This is a genomic window from Micromonospora sp. NPDC000121 (assembly GCF_042899165.1).
Classification (GTDB): domain Bacteria; phylum Actinomycetota; class Actinomycetes; order Mycobacteriales; family Micromonosporaceae; genus Micromonospora.
The window spans coordinates 314,571-330,229 of sequence record NZ_JBIAZP010000003.1; the positions used below are offsets into that span (position 1 = coordinate 314,571).

A 15,659-nucleotide genomic window follows, 5' to 3' on the forward strand; every position below is an offset into this window, starting at 1 on the left:
CGTCCCGCGTCACCGACCGTCAGCACCCACCGGAGGAAACGACCATGCCGCAGACCGACCCGCACGCCTGTCCGGCCCCGGCGCCGCCGGGATCCCGGGGCATCGACGAGATCCTGGCCGCCGCCCGCGCGCGGCTCGACCGGCTGGATCCCGAGCGGGCGCACCTGGCCTGTCGTGGCGGGGCGCTGCTGGTCGACATCCGCCCGGCCGCGCAGCGGGCCGCGCACGGCACCGTCCCGGGCTCGCTGGTGGTCGAACGCAACGTGCTGGAGTGGCGCTTCGACCCGCGCTGTCCGGCGCGGCTGTCGCAGGCAGGCAGCTACGACCTGTCGGTGGTGGTCATCTGCCAGGAGGGCTACACCTCCTCGCTGGCCGCCGCCGCCCTGCAGGACCTCGGGCTGCACCGCGCCACCGACGTGGTCGGTGGCTTCGTCGCCTGGCGGCTCGCCGGCCTGCCCGTCCTCGGGCCCACCCCGCCACCCCGTCCGTCCACTCCCGCGCCCCCGGTGACCGCCGGCCGGGCGCCGTCCTGACCGTTACGCCCCACCGGGCGTGGCGGCACCGCCGTCCCCAGGAGGCTCCATGTCCGTCGTCGCCCTCACCCCCCGATCCCAGCCGGCCGGCCGACCCGGGCCGGTCCGCCCGCGCCCCGCACCGACCGTCACCATCACCCTCGACGTCGCTCCCGGGCCGCTGAGCCCTCGCCTGGCCCGGCTGCTGGAGCTGATCGGCGAACTCGCCGAGTCGGGAGAGGGGCGCGTACGCCCGGACGCCGCCGAGGGCCCGCCGACGGCGCCCCGTCCCGTCCCGGGCGTCGCGGGCCCCGGCCCGGCCGCGGCTGTCGCGGACCCCGATCCCGCCCCGGACGCCGGGCGCTCCGACACGATCCGGATCCTCGCCGGGCCGCGGGTCGTCCACCACGGCTCCCGGGCGGTGGCGCTCACCCGCATCGAGTACGACCTGCTGCTGTTCCTGGCCGAGCGGCCCCGCCAGGTCTTCACCCGCCTCCAACTGCTCGCCAACGTCTGGGGCTACGAGCACGCGGTGGCCCGCACCGTCGACGTGCACGTCCGGCGGCTGCGCGCCAAGTTCGGCGCCGGCACGCCGCTGGTGACCACCGTCCACGGTGTCGGTTACCGCCTGGCCGACGAGGCCCGGATCGAGGTGGACCGGAGCATCTGACGGGCACCGGAACAGGCCCGGCTCGGCCCGTCCGTGCCGGTGCGAGGTCGGCGGCGGCTCCTGACGAGCCTGGCCGTTCGGCACCCCCGCGCGGCGCATCCGAATCTCCGGGTGCGCCGCGCCTTGTCACCGGTCACCGGTCACCGGTCACCGGTCACCGGTCACCGGTGCCGAGTTTCTCTTCTCGCTGGGTGAGGTGAGTCCGCAGGTCCTCATCCGTGGGCTCGATAAGGAAAGTGCCGTCCGGCCACAGCAGCGTGGGGATGCGTCGGCGCCCGTGCCGCAGCCGTCGGCGGTGCCGAGGCGGCGGCGGGGTGCGGCCGGTCGTGTCCGTCCGGGGGCGGGCACGACCGGCCAGGTGGTCAGCTGACGAGCTGGTAGCCGGCCTGTTCGACCGCACTGCGTACGTCGGCGGTCTTGAGGGCGGCGTCGCTGGTGATGGTGACCAGGCCGTCGGCCACATCGACCTCGACGCCCGTGACGCCGGCGACGACGCTGAGGTGCTCGCGCACGGAGTTGGCGCAGCCCCCGCAGGTCATCCCGGACACGGTGTAGGTGGTGCGGATGCCGTCCTGAGCGCCGGTGGCCGGCGGGGCGGTGTCAACGGCAGTGGCGCAGCCGCAACTGGATTCGCTGTTGCACATGAGCATCTCCTCCTTGTGGGGGGCCTGGCGGATCAGGAACTGCACCAGACGCCCGTCTGACCATCCGGCAACTCGCGGACACGTCCCTCATCCCGCGAGGTTGCGGTCGCGGTCGCCCTTTGCCTGGGCGCCGATGTGCCGTCACGATCCGCCCTTCCTGATGCGACGAACGCTACCCCAGGGGGGTATATGTCGCAAGGGTGCGCTGTCGCCGGGCGTCGTTGACGTGGATCGCTTGACGTTCCATACCCCTAGGGGGTAAACATTCTCCACTTACCCATACCCCCCAGGGGCATAGAGGAGTGGTTGTGATGTCACACAGGACCAAGCGGTGGTGGGCCCTCGGCCTCATCGCGCTCGCCCAGTTCATCGTCATCATGGACACCTCGATCATCGGCGTCGCTCTACCTCGGATGCAGGCGGACCTCGGCTTCTCGCCGGAGAATCTGTCCTGGGTGTTCAACGCCTACGTGGTCGCCTTCGGTGGCCTGCTGCTGCTCGGCGGCCGGTTGTCCGACCTGTTCGGTGCCCGCCGCGTGTTCACGGCCGGCTGGCTGATCCTGCTGGCCGGTTCGGCCGCCGCCGGCCTGGCCGACAGCGTCGCCGTCGAGTTGGCCGCCCGCGCCGTCCAGGGCGCCGGCGCCGCCCTGATCGCGCCGTCTGCGCTGACCCTGCTGATGATGCTCTTCGGCGCCGAGCCGCGGGAGCTCACCAGAGCCCTTGCTCTCTACGGAGCCGCGGCACCCGCCGGTGGCACCGCCGGCGTCTTCCTCGGCGGCGTCATCACCGAGTACGTCAGCTGGCCCTGGGTCTTCTACATCAACATCCCGATCGCGCTGGTCGCCGTTCTGGCCACCCCGGCGCTGATGCCGGCCGGCGGCGCCCGCAGGGGCTCCCTCGACGTCGCCGGGGCGCTCACCGTGACCGTCGGTCTCGGGGCCGCCGTCTACGCCATCGTCCGCGCCCCCGAGGTCGGCTGGTCCTCCGGGCAGACCTGGTTGGTCCTCGCCGGTGCCGTCGCCGCGCTGGCGGCGTTCCTCGCCATCCAGGCCGCCCGCCGGGAGCCGCTGATGCGGCTGTCCATCTTCCGCGCCCCGAACCTCGCCGCCGCGAACATCGCCCAACTGCTGCTCGGCGCGGCATGGATCCCGATGTGGTTCTACCTCAACCTGTACCTGCAGCAGGTCCTCGGCTACAGCGCCTTCCCCAGCGGCGCCGCGCTGCTGCCCATGACCGTCCTCATCATGGTCGGAATGATCGCCCTCGCGCCGCGGGCCATCAACCGGTTCGGCCCCAAGCCCATGGTGGTGACCGGCCTCGCGGTCCTCGCCGCCGGCCTCGGGTGGCTCGCCCTGATCCGCCCCGGCGGCAGCTTCGTCGCCGACGTCCTGCCCGCCTCACTCGTCGCCGCGCTGGGCATGTCGCTCGCCTTCATCCCGTCGCTCGGCACCGCGATCTCCAGCGCCCGCCCCGAGGAGGGCGGACTGGCCTCCGGCATCGTCAACACCAGCTACCAGGTCGGCTCCGCCCTCGGCCTGGCCGCCATGACCGCCGTCGCCGCCTCCTACGGCGCCGACCAGCTCGGCGACCTGCCGGCCCTGACCGACGGCTACTCCGCCGCCTTCATCGGCGCGGGGATCATCGCCGCCGCAGGAGCTGTCATCGCGGCGATCACCCTGCGCCGCCCCGCGCCCCGCCCAGAACAGATCGCCGACGCCGAGCCCGCCCAGGTCGGCTGACCCGGCTCCCTCCACCACGCACGTCGACCACCAGCAGCGTCCCTGACGCTCACCAGCCGCAGGTGACATCCGCCACCTGATGACATCTCCGGGGCGGTCGGCCGTGACGGCCGGCCGCCCCGAAGGCCGTGCATCGAGGGGTGGGCGGGCCGCCTCCGCGGGGTCGCGGCGCGACGCCGGTGACGCAGCCCGCGACCTCCACCTCGCGCGTGACCCGGATGGCGCACCATGAGCAGCGTCTTCCGGCGGATCCCACGATGCGAGCACCGGTTGTTACCTACCAAACCGATGGGATAACTTCCCATCCATGATCCGTAGCAGCCACTCACCGGCCGGGAAGCGCACCGTCGCTTCCCTGGTCGTGCGGCGCTACGTCGACCATCAGCGCACCTGCAGCGCCCTCTGTCCGCGCTGATCGAGTAAGCGAGGACGCGCTTCCGCGGCCGCGTGCGACTGCTCCCCGCGAGCGCGTGCGCGCTCGTCGCGGCGCATCCGGCCGCTGTCACCTCCCACTCTTCGCCGGCTCGGCCCGGCGGCCCTGACACCCGCGCGGAGCGGCTCCGGCACGAGCACTTGCCGTGCGCCTGAATCCCGTCGCCCCCTCCGCAAGTCCCTTGCCTGCACGAAAGGCCATCACGCATGTCACGATCCAGGTTCCGGTCCACCGCGCTGGCGGGGGCTGCCGCCCTCACCGTGGCGGGACTGCTCGCCTCCTGCTCGGGCGGCGGCTCGTCCGGTGCCGGGCAGGACGCCGGCGACCCCGTCTACGGTGGCACGCTCGTCTACCTCGAGCACCAGCCGCCGAGCTGCCTCTACCTGCCGGCGGCGGGCTTCTATCCGAACGGCGGGGTGCTCAACCAGCTCACCGACAAGCTCACCTGGCAGGACCCGAAGACACTCAAGGTCGAGCCGTGGGTCGCCAGGTCCTGGGAGATCAACGCCGACGCGACCGAGTACACCTTCCACCTGCGCGACGGGGTGACCTTCAGCGACGGCAGCCCGCTCGACGCGGAGACCGTCGCGGCGAACTTCGACGTGTACGGCCTCGGCAACAAGGACCTGAAGCTGCCGGTGGCCGAGTTCGTCAACAACTACGAGCGCAGCGAGGTCGTCGACGAGGACACGGTGAAGTTCCACTTCGACAAGCCGTCGCCCGGCTTCCTGCAGGGCACGTCGGTCATCGGGGCGGGCCTCGTGTCCAAGAAGACCATCTCGCTGCCGTACGAGGAGCAGTGCCAGCTCAAGAACGTCGTCGGGTCCGGCCCGTTCACCGTGGCGAACCAGATCATCGACAAGGAGATCGAACTGGTCGCCCGCGAGGACTACAACTGGGCCCCGCCGTCCTTCGCCCACCAGGGGCGCGCCTACCTCGACCGGATCAAGATCATCGTCACTCCGGAGGACAGCGTCCGGGTCGGCGCGCTGACGTCGGGACAGGCCGACTACGTGCGCTACGTGCAGGCGTACGACGAGGCGACCGTGACCTCCGCCGGCCACCGCATCTACGCCGAACCGACCCGCGGCGTCAACAACGGTCTCTATCTGCGCCCGGCGAACAGCATCCTCCAGGACATCAACGTCCGTAAGGCGCTGCAGGCGGGCACCAACGCCAAGGAGGTCGTCGAAACGCTCTTCACCGGCAGCTACCCGGTGGCGACCTCGGTGCTCAGCCGCCTGGCCGAGGGGTACACCGACCTGTCCGCGCAACTCGCCTACGACCCCGACAAGGCCAACGCCCTGCTCGACCAGGCCGGCTGGGCACGCGGCGCCGACGGCATCCGGGAGAAGGGCGGCCGCAAGCTCGAACTGAGCGTCTTTGTCTCCGGCCCGCAGCCGCTGTCGAAGCAGACCCTCGAACTGGTCGCCCAGCAGTGGACCCGGATCGGCGTACGGCTCGACGTCCGTCCCGCGGACTCCGGCACCCAGGCCGTGGACATCAAGAACGCCGAGCGGACCGCCATCACCCACTCGATGGTGGGACGGGCCGACCAGGACGTCATCAAGAGCCACTTCCACACCAAGAACCGGGACGTGCTGCTCTCCAACGACCCGAAGCTCGACCGCCTGCTGGAGGAGCAGTCCGCGCTCGTCGACGAGAACGCGCGCAACGCGAAGGTCGCCGAGATCCAGCGGTACGTGATCGAGCAGGGCTACGCGATCCCGCTGTTCGAGGAGCCACAGGTGTACGGCGCCGCGCCGTACGTGCACGGCGTCGGCTTCGAGGCCGTCGCGCGGCCCAGCTTCTACGACGTGTGGCTGTCCAAGAAGGACAAGTAGGCGGGCGGGCGGCTCATGACCAGGTATCTCGCGCTGCGCGTCGGGCAGGCCGTACTCGTGCTGTGGGCCGCCTTCACCGTCGGCTTCGTGCTGCTGCAACTGCTGCCGGGCGACTCCATCCTGATCAAGTTCCAGAACCCCGAACTCGGGCTCTCGCCCGAGCAGATCGCGGAGATCCGCCGGCTGTACGGCGGCGACGAGCCGGCCATCGTCCGGTACGTCCACACGCTGCTGGGCTTCCTGCGGGGTGACTTCGGCTATTCGATCGACACCGGCACGCCGGTGATCGAGCGGCTGGCCGAGGGCCTGCCGGCGACCGCCGAGCTCGCCGGCCTCGGCTTCGGGGTCGCCGTGCTGATCGCCGTGACCATCGCCTTCGTGTCGAGCCACAGCCGGTTCGCCTGGATCCGGGGTGCGCTGCTGGCGGTGCCGTCGCTGTTCATCTCGGTGCCCACCTTCTGGCTGGGCATCGTGCTGATCCAGGTGTTCTCGTTCCAGCTCGGACTGGTGCCCGTCATCGGCGGCACCCGGTTCGAGCAGCTCGTCCTGCCCGTGCTGACTCTCGCCGTACCGATCTCGGCGCCGCTGGCGCAGGTCCTGGCCCGCAGCCTCGACCGGGTCTACGCGCAGCCGTTCGTCGCGGTGGTGGCCGCCAAGGGCGCCTCGCGCCGCTGGATCCTCTGGCGGCACGTCGCCCGCAACGCGCTGCTCCCGACGCTGACGATCGCCGGGGTGACCTTCGGCGAACTCATCGCCGGGTCGGTCGTGACCGAGACGGTCTTCGGCCGCAACGGCATCGGCCGGCTGACCGAGCAGGCGGTCACCGCCCAGGACACCCCGGTGATGTTGGCCGTCGTCGTGCTCGCCGCAGCCGTGTTCGTGCTGGTCAACCTCGTGGTCGATCTGCTCTTCCCCGTCCTCGACCCCCGACTGACCGCGAAGGTTGGTGTTTCCGCATGACCGCCGAATCCGGGGTCGACGTCCTCCGGCCCACGCAGCCGGTTCGGGCCCGGCCGCCGCTGCGCCGGCCACCCGTCGCGCTCGTGCTCGCCTGGCTCGCGATCGCCGTCGTCGTGCTGTGGGCGGTCGCGCCGGGCCTGTTCACCGGCCACGACCCGATCAACGGCGTACCGGCGGAGAAGCTCCAGGCACCGGGCGCGGCGCACCTCTTCGGCACGGACGCCCTGGGCCGGGACCTCTTCGCCCGCGTCGTGCACGGCTCGGCCCGGTCCCTGTCCGGCGCGTTCGTCGCCGTGGCGGTCGGTCTCGTGCTCGGCACGCTGCTCGGGCTGCTCGCCGGATCGGTCGGGGGCCTGGTCGACGAGCTGGTGATGCGGGTGGTCGACGTGCTGCTGGCGGTCCCGGGACTGCTGCTCGCGCTGACGGCCATCATCCTGCTCGGCCCCGGCACCATCAACGTGGCGATCGCCGTCGGCATCGGCTCGGTGGCGGCCTTCGCCCGGCTGGCGCGATCCGAGGTGGCCCGGGTCCGACGCACCGACTACGTGGAGGCCGCGTTCGGCAGCGGGGGCCGGTTCGCCACCGTGCTCCGGAGGCACGTGCTGCCCAACTCGCTCGGTCCCGTCGTGGCGCTCGCCGCGGTGCAGTTCGGCGCCGCGATCCTGGCCATCTCCACGTTCAGCTTCCTCGGCTACGGCGCGAAGCCGCCCACCCCCGAGTGGGGGCTGCTCATCTCGGAGGGGCGCAACTACCTGGCCACCTCGTGGTGGCTGACCACCCTGCCGGGCGTGGTCGTGGTCCTCGTCGTGCTCGCCGCCAGCCGCATCAGCCGCTCGATCAGCAGGGAGGACGGATGAGCCTGCTCGAGGTACGCGACCTGACCGTCTCCTACCGGACCCGCAACCACGTCCAGCCCGCGGTCAGCGGCATCTCCTTCGCCGTCGAACGCGGCGAGGTCGCCGCGGTCGTCGGTGAGTCCGGCTCCGGCAAGTCGACCACCGCACACGCGATCATCGGCCTGCTGCCCGCCAACGGGTCCGTGGACTCCGGTCAGATCCTGCTCAACGGCACGGACGTCGCCGGCTGGTCGTCGAAGCGCCTGGAGTCGGTCCGCGGCGCCCAGATCGGCCTGATCCCGCAGGACCCGACGAGTTCGCTGAACCCGGTCAGGACGATCGGCGCCCAGATCGGCGAGACGCTGCGCATCCACCGGCGCGGCGACCGGCGAACCGTCCCGCGCCGGGTGATCGAGCTGCTCGACCGGGTCGGCCTGTCCGACCCCGAGCTGCGCGCCCGGCAGTATCCGCACGAGCTGTCCGGCGGGATGCGTCAGCGGGTCCTCATCGCCAGCGCGATCGCACTCGAACCACAGCTCGTCATCGCCGACGAGCCGACGAGCGCGCTCGACGTCACTGTGCAGCGGCGCATCCTCGACCTCATCGACGACCTCCGTGCGGAGTTCGGCACCGCCGTGATCCTCGTGACCCACGACCTCGGCGTGGCCGCCGACCGGTCGAACCGGCTCGTCGTGATGCGCGACGGGCGGGTCGAGGAGCAGGGGGCGACCGCGGCGGTGCTGGCCCGACCGGAAGCCGAGTACACCCGGCGCCTGCTGCGGGACGCGCCGTCGCTGACGCCACGACAGTTCCGCGACGTCCGCCCTCCGGCGCGGATTCCCGACGGCGAAGGCGCCGCAAGCGAGCAGCCGTACGCCGTCGTCGCCCGCGACCTGGTGAAGGAGTTCCGGGTCGGGCGCAAGGCGTTCCGGGCGGTCGACGGGGTCTCGTTCGACGTACGGCGGGGGACGACCCACGCCCTCGTCGGCGAGTCGGGGTCCGGCAAGACGACGACCGCGCGGATGGTCGTCCGTTTCGCCGCGCCGACCTCCGGTTCCGTGACGATCGGCGGCACCGACGTGGCGCGGCTGCGCGGCGAGGAACTGCGCCAACTGCGCCGCCGGGTGCAACTGGTCTACCAGAACCCGGCCGGCTCGCTCGATCCCCGGCAGTCCGTCGGCGACATCGTGGCCGAACCGCTGCGCAACTTCCGGCTCGGTGACCGGGCCGGACGCGGCAGGCGGGTGCGGGACCCGATCGACCGGGTGGCCCTGCCGCAGACGGTGCTCGACCGCAAACCGCGTGAGCTCTCCGGCGGTCAGCGACAGCGCGTCGCGATCGCCCGTGCGTTGGCCGTGGAGCCGGAGGTGCTCGTGCTCGACGAAGCGGTCTCCGCGCTCGACGTGACCGTGCAGGGGCAGATCCTCGACCTGTTCGACGGGCTGCAGCGCGAACTCGGGCTCACCTACCTGTTCATCTCGCACGACCTCTCGGTGGTGCGGCAGATCTCCGACACCGTGTCGGTCATGAGAAAGGGACGCATCGTGGAGACCGGAACCACGCGGCAGGTCTTCGAGACGCCGCAGCACGATTACACCCGGGAGTTGCTCGCCGCCGTACCCGGCGCCGTCGCGGAGTTGGCGGCGTGAGCGGTCCGCGACTCGGGTTCTTCACCCGGCTGCTCGACGACGGACCGGCGGAGGTGCGCTACCGGCTGGCCGCCGAGCAGATCCGGCACGCCGAGGCGTACGGGTTCGACTCCGCCTGGGTGGCCCAGCACCACTTCCACGCAGCCGAGGGCGGCCTGCCGGCACCACTGGTGTTCCTCGGTCACGTCGCCGCGCGGACCAGCCGCATCCGTCTCGGCACCGGCATCATCACGCTGCCGCTGGAGAACCCGGTACGCGTCGCCGAGGACGCCGCGGTGCTCGACCTGCTCAGCGGCGGCCGGCTCGAGGTCGGCGTCGGCAACGGCGGCACCCCCTCGTCGTTCAGCGCGTTCGGGCAGGACAGCGCGAACCGCTCGGCCGTCTACGCCCAGCATCTCGCGGTGCTCGTCGACGCCTGGTCGGGGCGGGCCCTCGGCGACGACGGCAACCACCTCTACCCGGCGGCGCCGCGCCTGCTCGATGCCCTCTGGGAGGCGACCTTCTCGGTGAGCGGGGGAGTCCGCGCAGGGAAGGCCGGCAACGGACTGATGCTCTCGCGCACCCAGCCGCGCACGGAGGACGCCCCGCGCGCGACGCTGGCGGAGATCCAGCGTCCGATCGTGGACGCCTACCACGACAACCTGCCGGAGGGCGTGCCGCCGCGGATCATGGCGTCGCGTACGGCGTTCGTCGCCGACAGCCGCGCCGAGGCGCTGCGCTTCGCCGAGGCAGGACTCGGCCGCGCCGCCCGGCAGTTCAAGGCGAAGGGCCACCCCGTGCCCGACGGCGGCATCGAGCAGCTCATCGCCGCGTTCGACGTGCACGTCGGAACCCCGGACGACGTCATCGCCAGCCTGCAGGCCGACCCGATCCTCCAGCGCTCGACCGACCTGGTCTTCCAGGTGCACTCGGTCGACCCCCCACACCCGTTCGTCCTCCGCTCGATCGAGCTGCTCGCGACCGAGGTCGCGCCCGCGCTCGGCTGGGCGCCGAATCCCACCGCCGACCCGTCGACCGAACTGAGCAGGGCATGAGCACATCCGTCACCGACGTCATCGACCACCTGGTCGGCATCGAGCCCGCCTCCCGCCTCGACCAGATCCGCCACCGGCGACCCGAGGCGAGGAGGAACGCACAGGCGAGCTACGAGGCGCTCTTCTCGCCGCGCCTCGCCGGGAGGGTCACCACGGCGGAGCGGCTCGCCGTCGCCGCGTTCGTGACCGCATTGCACCAGGACGGCGCGACCGCCGACTTCTACGCCGCCCGGCTGGCGGAGCACTCCCCGCGGCTGGCCGCGGTGGTCGCGAGAGAGGCCGAGGCCGGCAGGACCACCGGCCCCTACGGCGCCTACCCGGCGCCCGGTCCGCTCGCCGCGGAGAGCGAGGCGGGGCCGGCGTACCGGACGAACGACCGCGACGAGCTGGGCACGCGGCTCGCCGCCGCCCTGGAACACGCCCACCTCCTGGTGTTCCGTCCGCGCGAGTCGAGCCGCGAGGCGTTGCAGGCACTCCTCGACGCCGGCTGGAGCGCCACCGACGTGGTGACCCTGTCGCAACTCGTCGCCTTCCTCAGCTTCCAGGTGCGCCTCGTCGCGAGCCTGCGGCTCCTGGCCGTGCCGACCAGAAAGGGATCCCCGTCGTGACCGACACCGTGCTCGACCGACCCGCCACCGCGCGGCCGCTCGCCTTCACCCAGGACCAGCTCGGCTGGGAGCCCTGGCTCGCACCGCTGCGCGAGGCGGAACTCACCGACGTCCACTGGGAGGCGCTCGTCGACCGGGCCCGCGCCTCCTCTCCCTACTTCCTGCTGCTCGCCCGGGACCCGGAGATCCTGCGCGCGCGCACGAAGACCGACAAGGACATCTTCTACAACGCGGACGGGGGCCTGCCGCGGGCGGAGCGGGAACTCGCGGCGGCGGCAACCTCCCGCCGCAACGGCTGCGTCTTCTGCGCCTCCGTCCATGCCCGGTTCGCCTCGCACCACTCCAAGCGCCCCGACGACGTGCAGCGGCTGCTCGACGAGGGGGTCGACGCACCCCAGGACGAGCGCTGGCGGGCCGTCGTCGACGCCGCGGTGGCTCTCACGGCCACGCCGGCCGGGCTGACCGCCGAGCACATCCACGCGCTGCGCGCGGTCGGTCTCGACGACCTGGCGATCAGCGATCTGCTGCACGCGGCCGCCTTCTTCAACTGGGCCAACCGACTCATGCTCTCCCTGGGGGAGCCGACCCCACCAGCGGCCGCGTGAGCGCTGCCGGCCGCCAGCCCCCGTACGAAAGGACGTGACATGACCGAACCTCGACTCGACCATCTTGTCTACGCGGTGCCCGACCTCGCCGCAGGTGTCGCCGGCTTCGCGGCGCGCACCGGCGTCACCCCCGTTCCCGGGGGCCGACACCCTGGCGGCACCGCCAACTACCTGGTCGGGTTCGGCCCGACCTCGTACCTCGAGATCATCGGCCCGGATCCGGAGGCCGATCCCGCCGTCCGCCCGCGCACCTTCGGCCTGGACGTCCTGACCGAGCCTCGCCTCACCACCTGGGCGGTGCGCCCCGACGACATCGAGAAGACGGTCGGCCTCGCCCGCGTACGCGGGTACGACCCCGGCGAGATCCAGCCGTTGTCGCGCCGCCGACCCGACGGGGTGCTGCTGTCCTGGCGGCTGACCCGACGGGAGGAACCCGCGGCGGGTGGGCTGGTGCCTTTCCTCATCGACTGGGGCGGCACGGAACATCCCGCGCGCTCCGGCTTGCCGCAGTTGCGGCTCACCGCGTTCACCGTGACGCACCCGGACCCGTCGGTGGTCCGTCGCGACCTCGCCGCGCTCGACGTCGAACTCGACGTGACCGCCGGACCGCGGGCCGCACTGGAGGCGGTACTCGACACCCCGCGCGGCTCGGTGGCCCTGCGCTGAGCGGCCGGCCCGGTAACACCCAGAAGAGAGCGAATGCGATGAGCAACCTTCGTGAATACCTGTCCCAGAAGCGGGCGGCACTGACCGCGCGCCGTGCCGGCCCGGACCGCGGCCCCGTTCCGTTGCGCGCGCGGGTCACCGCCGAGGGACGCAGCGGCGTACGGCGCATCCGGATCCGTGACTTCCAGGTCGTCAGCGACAGCGGCGCCGACTTCGCCGGCTACGATCTCGGGCCCGGCTCCCCGGAGCTGCAGGCCGGCGTGCTCGGCAGTTGCGTGACGCACATCTTCCTGATCAAGGCGGCGGAGCTGGAGATCCCGCTCGACTCCCTTTCGGTGGACGTGCAGGCCGAGTACGACCCACGTGCCCAGGAGCCCGGGAACACCGACGTGCCCGTCCACCCGTACAACTTCCGTTACGAGGTGCAGGTCGCCTCGCCCGCCCCCGACGAGGACCTGGCACGACTGCACGCCGAGGTGCAACGGGTGTGCCCGATCCTCAACCTGCTGCGCAACCCCCAGGAGATCAGCGGCTCGCTGGCCCGGGTGACGGCGGCCGGAGGGGACGAGCAGGGCCGCGCCGATTGACTCCGGGAACGCGGCGCGCGACGGGGGATGCCAGGCCACGCGGACCGGGAACTGTCGGCCCGGTCTGGCAGGCTGACCCCCGTGGTGATGATCAGCATCGTCGACGAAACGACCATGGGCCGCGAGTCCGACGCGTGGCATCTGGAGATCTTCGAGGAGCGGCTGCCGCTGCGCGAGGTCATCCGTCGCCGTGTGTTCCAGGAGGTCGCGGAGCACAACGCCCGGCGCTCGGGGAAGTTCCGGGGGCTGGTGCAGCCGTCGGAGACCGAGCGTGAGCTCAACGGCGCCGGCAGGTACGAGCATCGCCAGGTCGACCCCCACCGCCAGTACGATCGCGCGGTGGAGGCGTTCGGCCGCAACGGTTTCATCGTGCTCGTCGACGACCGGCAGGTGGAGGACCTCGACGCGCAGGTCGACCTGCGGGCGGGCACCGAGATCACGTTTCTGCGGCTCGTCTCCCTGGTCGGTGGTTGATGACCGCGGTGCTTCCCGACTCGGCCTTGTCGCCGTACGCGGCCAGCCTGCTGCGGGTGCTGACCGTCCCCGGGGCGGCCGAGGACGCCCCGATCGCGGGTGAGCCGGTGGACGTGTCGCGGCTGAGCGACCGGGAGCTCGGCGCGCTGCTGCCCGTCGCCTATCGCCTGCCGGCCCAGCATCCCGCCCACCGGGTGCAGGGGGCCGTCGTGACGGCGGGCCGGTCGCGGCAGCCGGCGTTCACGCCGGAATCGTGTGCCGCGATGCTGTCCGTCCTGGCCGGGAAGCTCGAGCAGGGCGGCCATGGCGGCTATGCGGTGCTGGCCGTCAACGCGCTGGTCCGCTGCGAGGGGGCCGTGCCGAGAGAGGCGTCGCGACCGGCCAGGAAGCTTGCCACGTTCCTCGGCGTCCGATCCGGGCCTGACCATCGGTACACGCTGATGGCCCTTGCCGGGTTCGGCGGCGGGTTGACCGCGCGGATCGGAAGCAAGCTGTTCGCGTGGTCGCTGAACTCGGTCGCGCGGGACGAGGCCGCGGTGGTGTCCGCGCTCGGCCCCACCGCGCTGGCGCTGCTCGCGGAGGCGAGCGGTGAGCGCTCGTACGACTCGCCGCCGCAGCTGCCGGACCTGTGGCGACGACTGGCCGACATACCGGAGTACGCGTCGTTCGCGCACCGGGCGCTCGAGGCGGCGCAGGGGCGGGTCGCCGACATCCAGTCCGGCAGGATCCCGTACAAGGCGGACGCGGCGTTCCACAAGGACGAGGTGGCGGCGCTCGGCCGGGCGGTGCGGGTCGCCCTGCTGCGGGACGAGTCCTGGCTGACGGACCTGCTGCGGCCGCTCCTGCTGGGCGTCGCCGTGGCGCCGACCGCCGCCAGAACGACCCCCTCGCAGGCGCTGCTGTACGAGGTGGCCCGGGCCGTCGAGGAGTTCCCCACGCCGGAGGCGTTGGCCGCGCTGCGTGCCGCGCGAGCCGCAGCGCGGCACAAGGGCGTACACAAGCAGCTCGACCGCGCGTTGCGGCGGGTCGAACGGGCCCTGGGGGACCGGTCCGACGTGGCGTTCCGGCTACCCGACCTCGGCTTCGGGCCCGACGGCGTCCGGACGGTGACCGTCGGCGGACACGACGCGGTCATCACCCTGTCCCACGACGTCGACCTGGCCTGGCGGCGGGCGGACGGCAGGACGCTGGCGACCGTCCCGGCAGCCGTGCGGCGCGACCATGCCGACACGGTGAAGGAACTACGCGACCTGGTGAAGCAGGCCCGGGGACATCTCGCGACGGTGGCGCGGTCGCTGGAACTCGGCTTCACCGCCGACACCACGCTGCCCTACCGGCGCTGGCGTGACGAGTTGGCGGCGAACGGTCTCGGGTGGAGTGTGGTGCGGCGCCTGATCTGGGAGGTGCCGAGCGCGTCCGGCCAATGGCGGCCGGTGCTTCCCACGAGCGGTGGTTTCACGGATCTGAACGGGACGGCCGTTCCCGAGCCCGAGCCGGACGCCGAGATCCGGCTGTGGCACCCGCTGCGCACCTCAGCCGAGGAGATCCGGGGTTGGCGCGACGCGCTCAGCGATCGCGAGCTGCGGCAACCGTTCAAGCAGGCATTCCGCGAGGTCTACCTGCTGACGCCGGCGGAGCTGCAGACCGAGACCTACTCCCAACGGTTTGCCGCGCACATCGTGCACTACCAGCGGCTGTACGCGCTGATGAAGGGCCGGGGCTGGACGTGTTCGAGGCTCGGCCCGTGGGACGGCGGGCACACCGACGACGCGTACCGCGTCCTGCCCGGCGGGGCCTGGCGGGTCGGGTTCCGGCATGACTACCGCGACCAGCAAGCGGACGGCGCCGAGTACGCCGCCACCGACCGGGTGTGGTTCGACCGCCGGGTCGGCGGCGCCTGGCGGACGGCGCCGCTGGCCGAGGTTCCGGTCATCGTCCTCAGCGAGGCCATGCGCGACGTGGACCTGTTCGTGTCCGTGACCTCGATCGGCGCCGATCCCGATTGGACGGACCGCGAGGACGACCGCTACGTCGACTACTGGCGGGAGGCGAGCGTCGCCGAGCTGACGGCGACGGCACAGGCCCGGCGGAGCGCACTGGAGCGGATCGTCCCGCGGACGAAGCTCGCCGATCGGTGCGAGCTGACCGATCGCTACCTTGTCGTGCGGGGACAGTTGTCCACCTACAAGATCCACCTGGGCAGCGCGAACATCCTGATGGAGCCGGGAAACACGTACCTGTGCATCGTGCCGTCCCGGCGCGGGCCACGCGAGCCGGTCTTCCTGCCCTTCGAGGACGACCGGCTCGCGCTGATCCTCAGCAAGGCGTTCCTGCTCGCCGACGACGCCCGGATCACGGATCCGTCGATCGTGGCCCAGCTACGCGCACGCCGCTGAGC

Annotated in this window: 15 protein-coding genes; 14 read left to right on the plus strand and 1 reads right to left on the minus strand. The window is 72.2% G+C overall.

What is annotated here, in order from left to right; genetic code table 11:
- Positions 1 to 44: 44 nt before the first annotated feature.
- Positions 45 to 533: a rhodanese-like domain-containing protein gene (locus tag ACFY23_RS12000; RefSeq protein ID WP_350678884.1), complete on the plus strand. Its 489-nt coding sequence runs from the start codon at positions 45 to 47 to the stop codon at positions 531 to 533.
- Between the two features lie 49 nt (positions 534 to 582).
- Positions 583 to 1,182, plus strand: a complete 600-nt coding sequence (locus tag ACFY23_RS12005) for a winged helix-turn-helix domain-containing protein (RefSeq protein WP_350678882.1) — start codon at positions 583 to 585, stop codon at positions 1,180 to 1,182.
- 362 nt (positions 1,183 to 1,544) lie between these two features.
- Here ACFY23_RS12005 and ACFY23_RS12010 read toward each other — a convergent pair whose 3' ends face one another.
- Positions 1,545 to 1,826, minus strand: coding sequence for a heavy metal-associated domain-containing protein (locus ACFY23_RS12010; RefSeq protein WP_350678880.1), 282 nt, complete (start codon positions 1,824 to 1,826; stop codon positions 1,545 to 1,547).
- A 311-nt stretch (positions 1,827 to 2,137) separates the two neighbouring features.
- Here ACFY23_RS12010 and ACFY23_RS12015 point away from each other — a divergent pair, with 311 nt between their 5' ends.
- From ACFY23_RS12015 to ACFY23_RS12070, 12 genes are all read left to right on the plus strand, one after another.
- Positions 2,138 to 3,565, plus strand: a complete 1,428-nt coding sequence (locus ACFY23_RS12015; protein ID WP_350678878.1) for an MFS transporter — start codon at positions 2,138 to 2,140, stop codon at positions 3,563 to 3,565.
- Positions 3,566 to 4,204: 639 nt separating this feature from the next.
- Complete coding sequence (locus ACFY23_RS12020) at positions 4,205 to 5,842, plus strand: TIGR04028 family ABC transporter substrate-binding protein (RefSeq protein WP_350678876.1); 1,638 nt, start codon at positions 4,205 to 4,207, stop codon at positions 5,840 to 5,842.
- A gap of 15 nt (positions 5,843 to 5,857) precedes the next feature.
- Positions 5,858 to 6,802, plus strand: a complete 945-nt coding sequence (locus ACFY23_RS12025; RefSeq protein WP_350678874.1) for an ABC transporter permease — start codon at positions 5,858 to 5,860, stop codon at positions 6,800 to 6,802.
- Positions 6,799 to 7,659 carry an ABC transporter permease gene (locus ACFY23_RS12030; RefSeq protein ID WP_350678872.1) on the plus strand — a complete coding sequence of 287 codons (861 nt, stop codon included), beginning with the start codon at positions 6,799 to 6,801 and terminating at the stop codon, positions 7,657 to 7,659. The genes ACFY23_RS12025 and ACFY23_RS12030 overlap by 4 nt, the downstream gene beginning before the upstream one ends.
- Positions 7,656 to 9,287: an ABC transporter ATP-binding protein gene (locus tag ACFY23_RS12035; protein ID WP_350678870.1), complete on the plus strand. Its 1,632-nt coding sequence runs from the start codon at positions 7,656 to 7,658 to the stop codon at positions 9,285 to 9,287. The genes ACFY23_RS12030 and ACFY23_RS12035 overlap by 4 nt, the downstream gene beginning before the upstream one ends.
- Entirely contained in the window at positions 9,284 to 10,321 is a 1,038-nt protein-coding gene (locus ACFY23_RS12040) for a putative FMN-dependent luciferase-like monooxygenase (protein ID WP_350678868.1), read from the plus strand. The genes ACFY23_RS12035 and ACFY23_RS12040 overlap by 4 nt, the downstream gene beginning before the upstream one ends.
- Complete coding sequence (locus tag ACFY23_RS12045; RefSeq protein ID WP_350678866.1) at positions 10,318 to 10,929, plus strand: CMD domain protein; 612 nt, start codon at positions 10,318 to 10,320, stop codon at positions 10,927 to 10,929. Before ACFY23_RS12040 ends, ACFY23_RS12045 begins: the two co-directional genes overlap by 4 nt.
- Entirely contained in the window at positions 10,926 to 11,534 is a 609-nt protein-coding gene (locus tag ACFY23_RS12050; protein ID WP_350678864.1) for an alkylhydroperoxidase domain protein, read from the plus strand. Before ACFY23_RS12045 ends, ACFY23_RS12050 begins: the two co-directional genes overlap by 4 nt.
- Positions 11,535 to 11,573: 39 nt before the next feature.
- Positions 11,574 to 12,200: a VOC family protein gene (locus tag ACFY23_RS12055; protein WP_350678862.1), complete on the plus strand. Its 627-nt coding sequence runs from the start codon at positions 11,574 to 11,576 to the stop codon at positions 12,198 to 12,200.
- A gap of 38 nt (positions 12,201 to 12,238) precedes the next feature.
- Positions 12,239 to 12,787 carry an OsmC family protein gene (locus ACFY23_RS12060; protein WP_350678860.1) on the plus strand — a complete coding sequence of 183 codons (549 nt, stop codon included), beginning with the start codon at positions 12,239 to 12,241 and terminating at the stop codon, positions 12,785 to 12,787.
- Between the two features lie 87 nt (positions 12,788 to 12,874).
- Positions 12,875 to 13,261, plus strand: a complete 387-nt coding sequence (locus tag ACFY23_RS12065) for a hypothetical protein (protein ID WP_350678900.1) — start codon at positions 12,875 to 12,877, stop codon at positions 13,259 to 13,261.
- A complete protein-coding gene (locus ACFY23_RS12070) occupies positions 13,261 to 15,657 on the plus strand; it encodes a DUF4132 domain-containing protein (RefSeq protein ID WP_350678858.1) in 2,397 nt (798 codons plus the stop codon). The genes ACFY23_RS12065 and ACFY23_RS12070 overlap by 1 nt, the downstream gene beginning before the upstream one ends.
- Positions 15,658 to 15,659 lie beyond the last annotated feature (2 nt).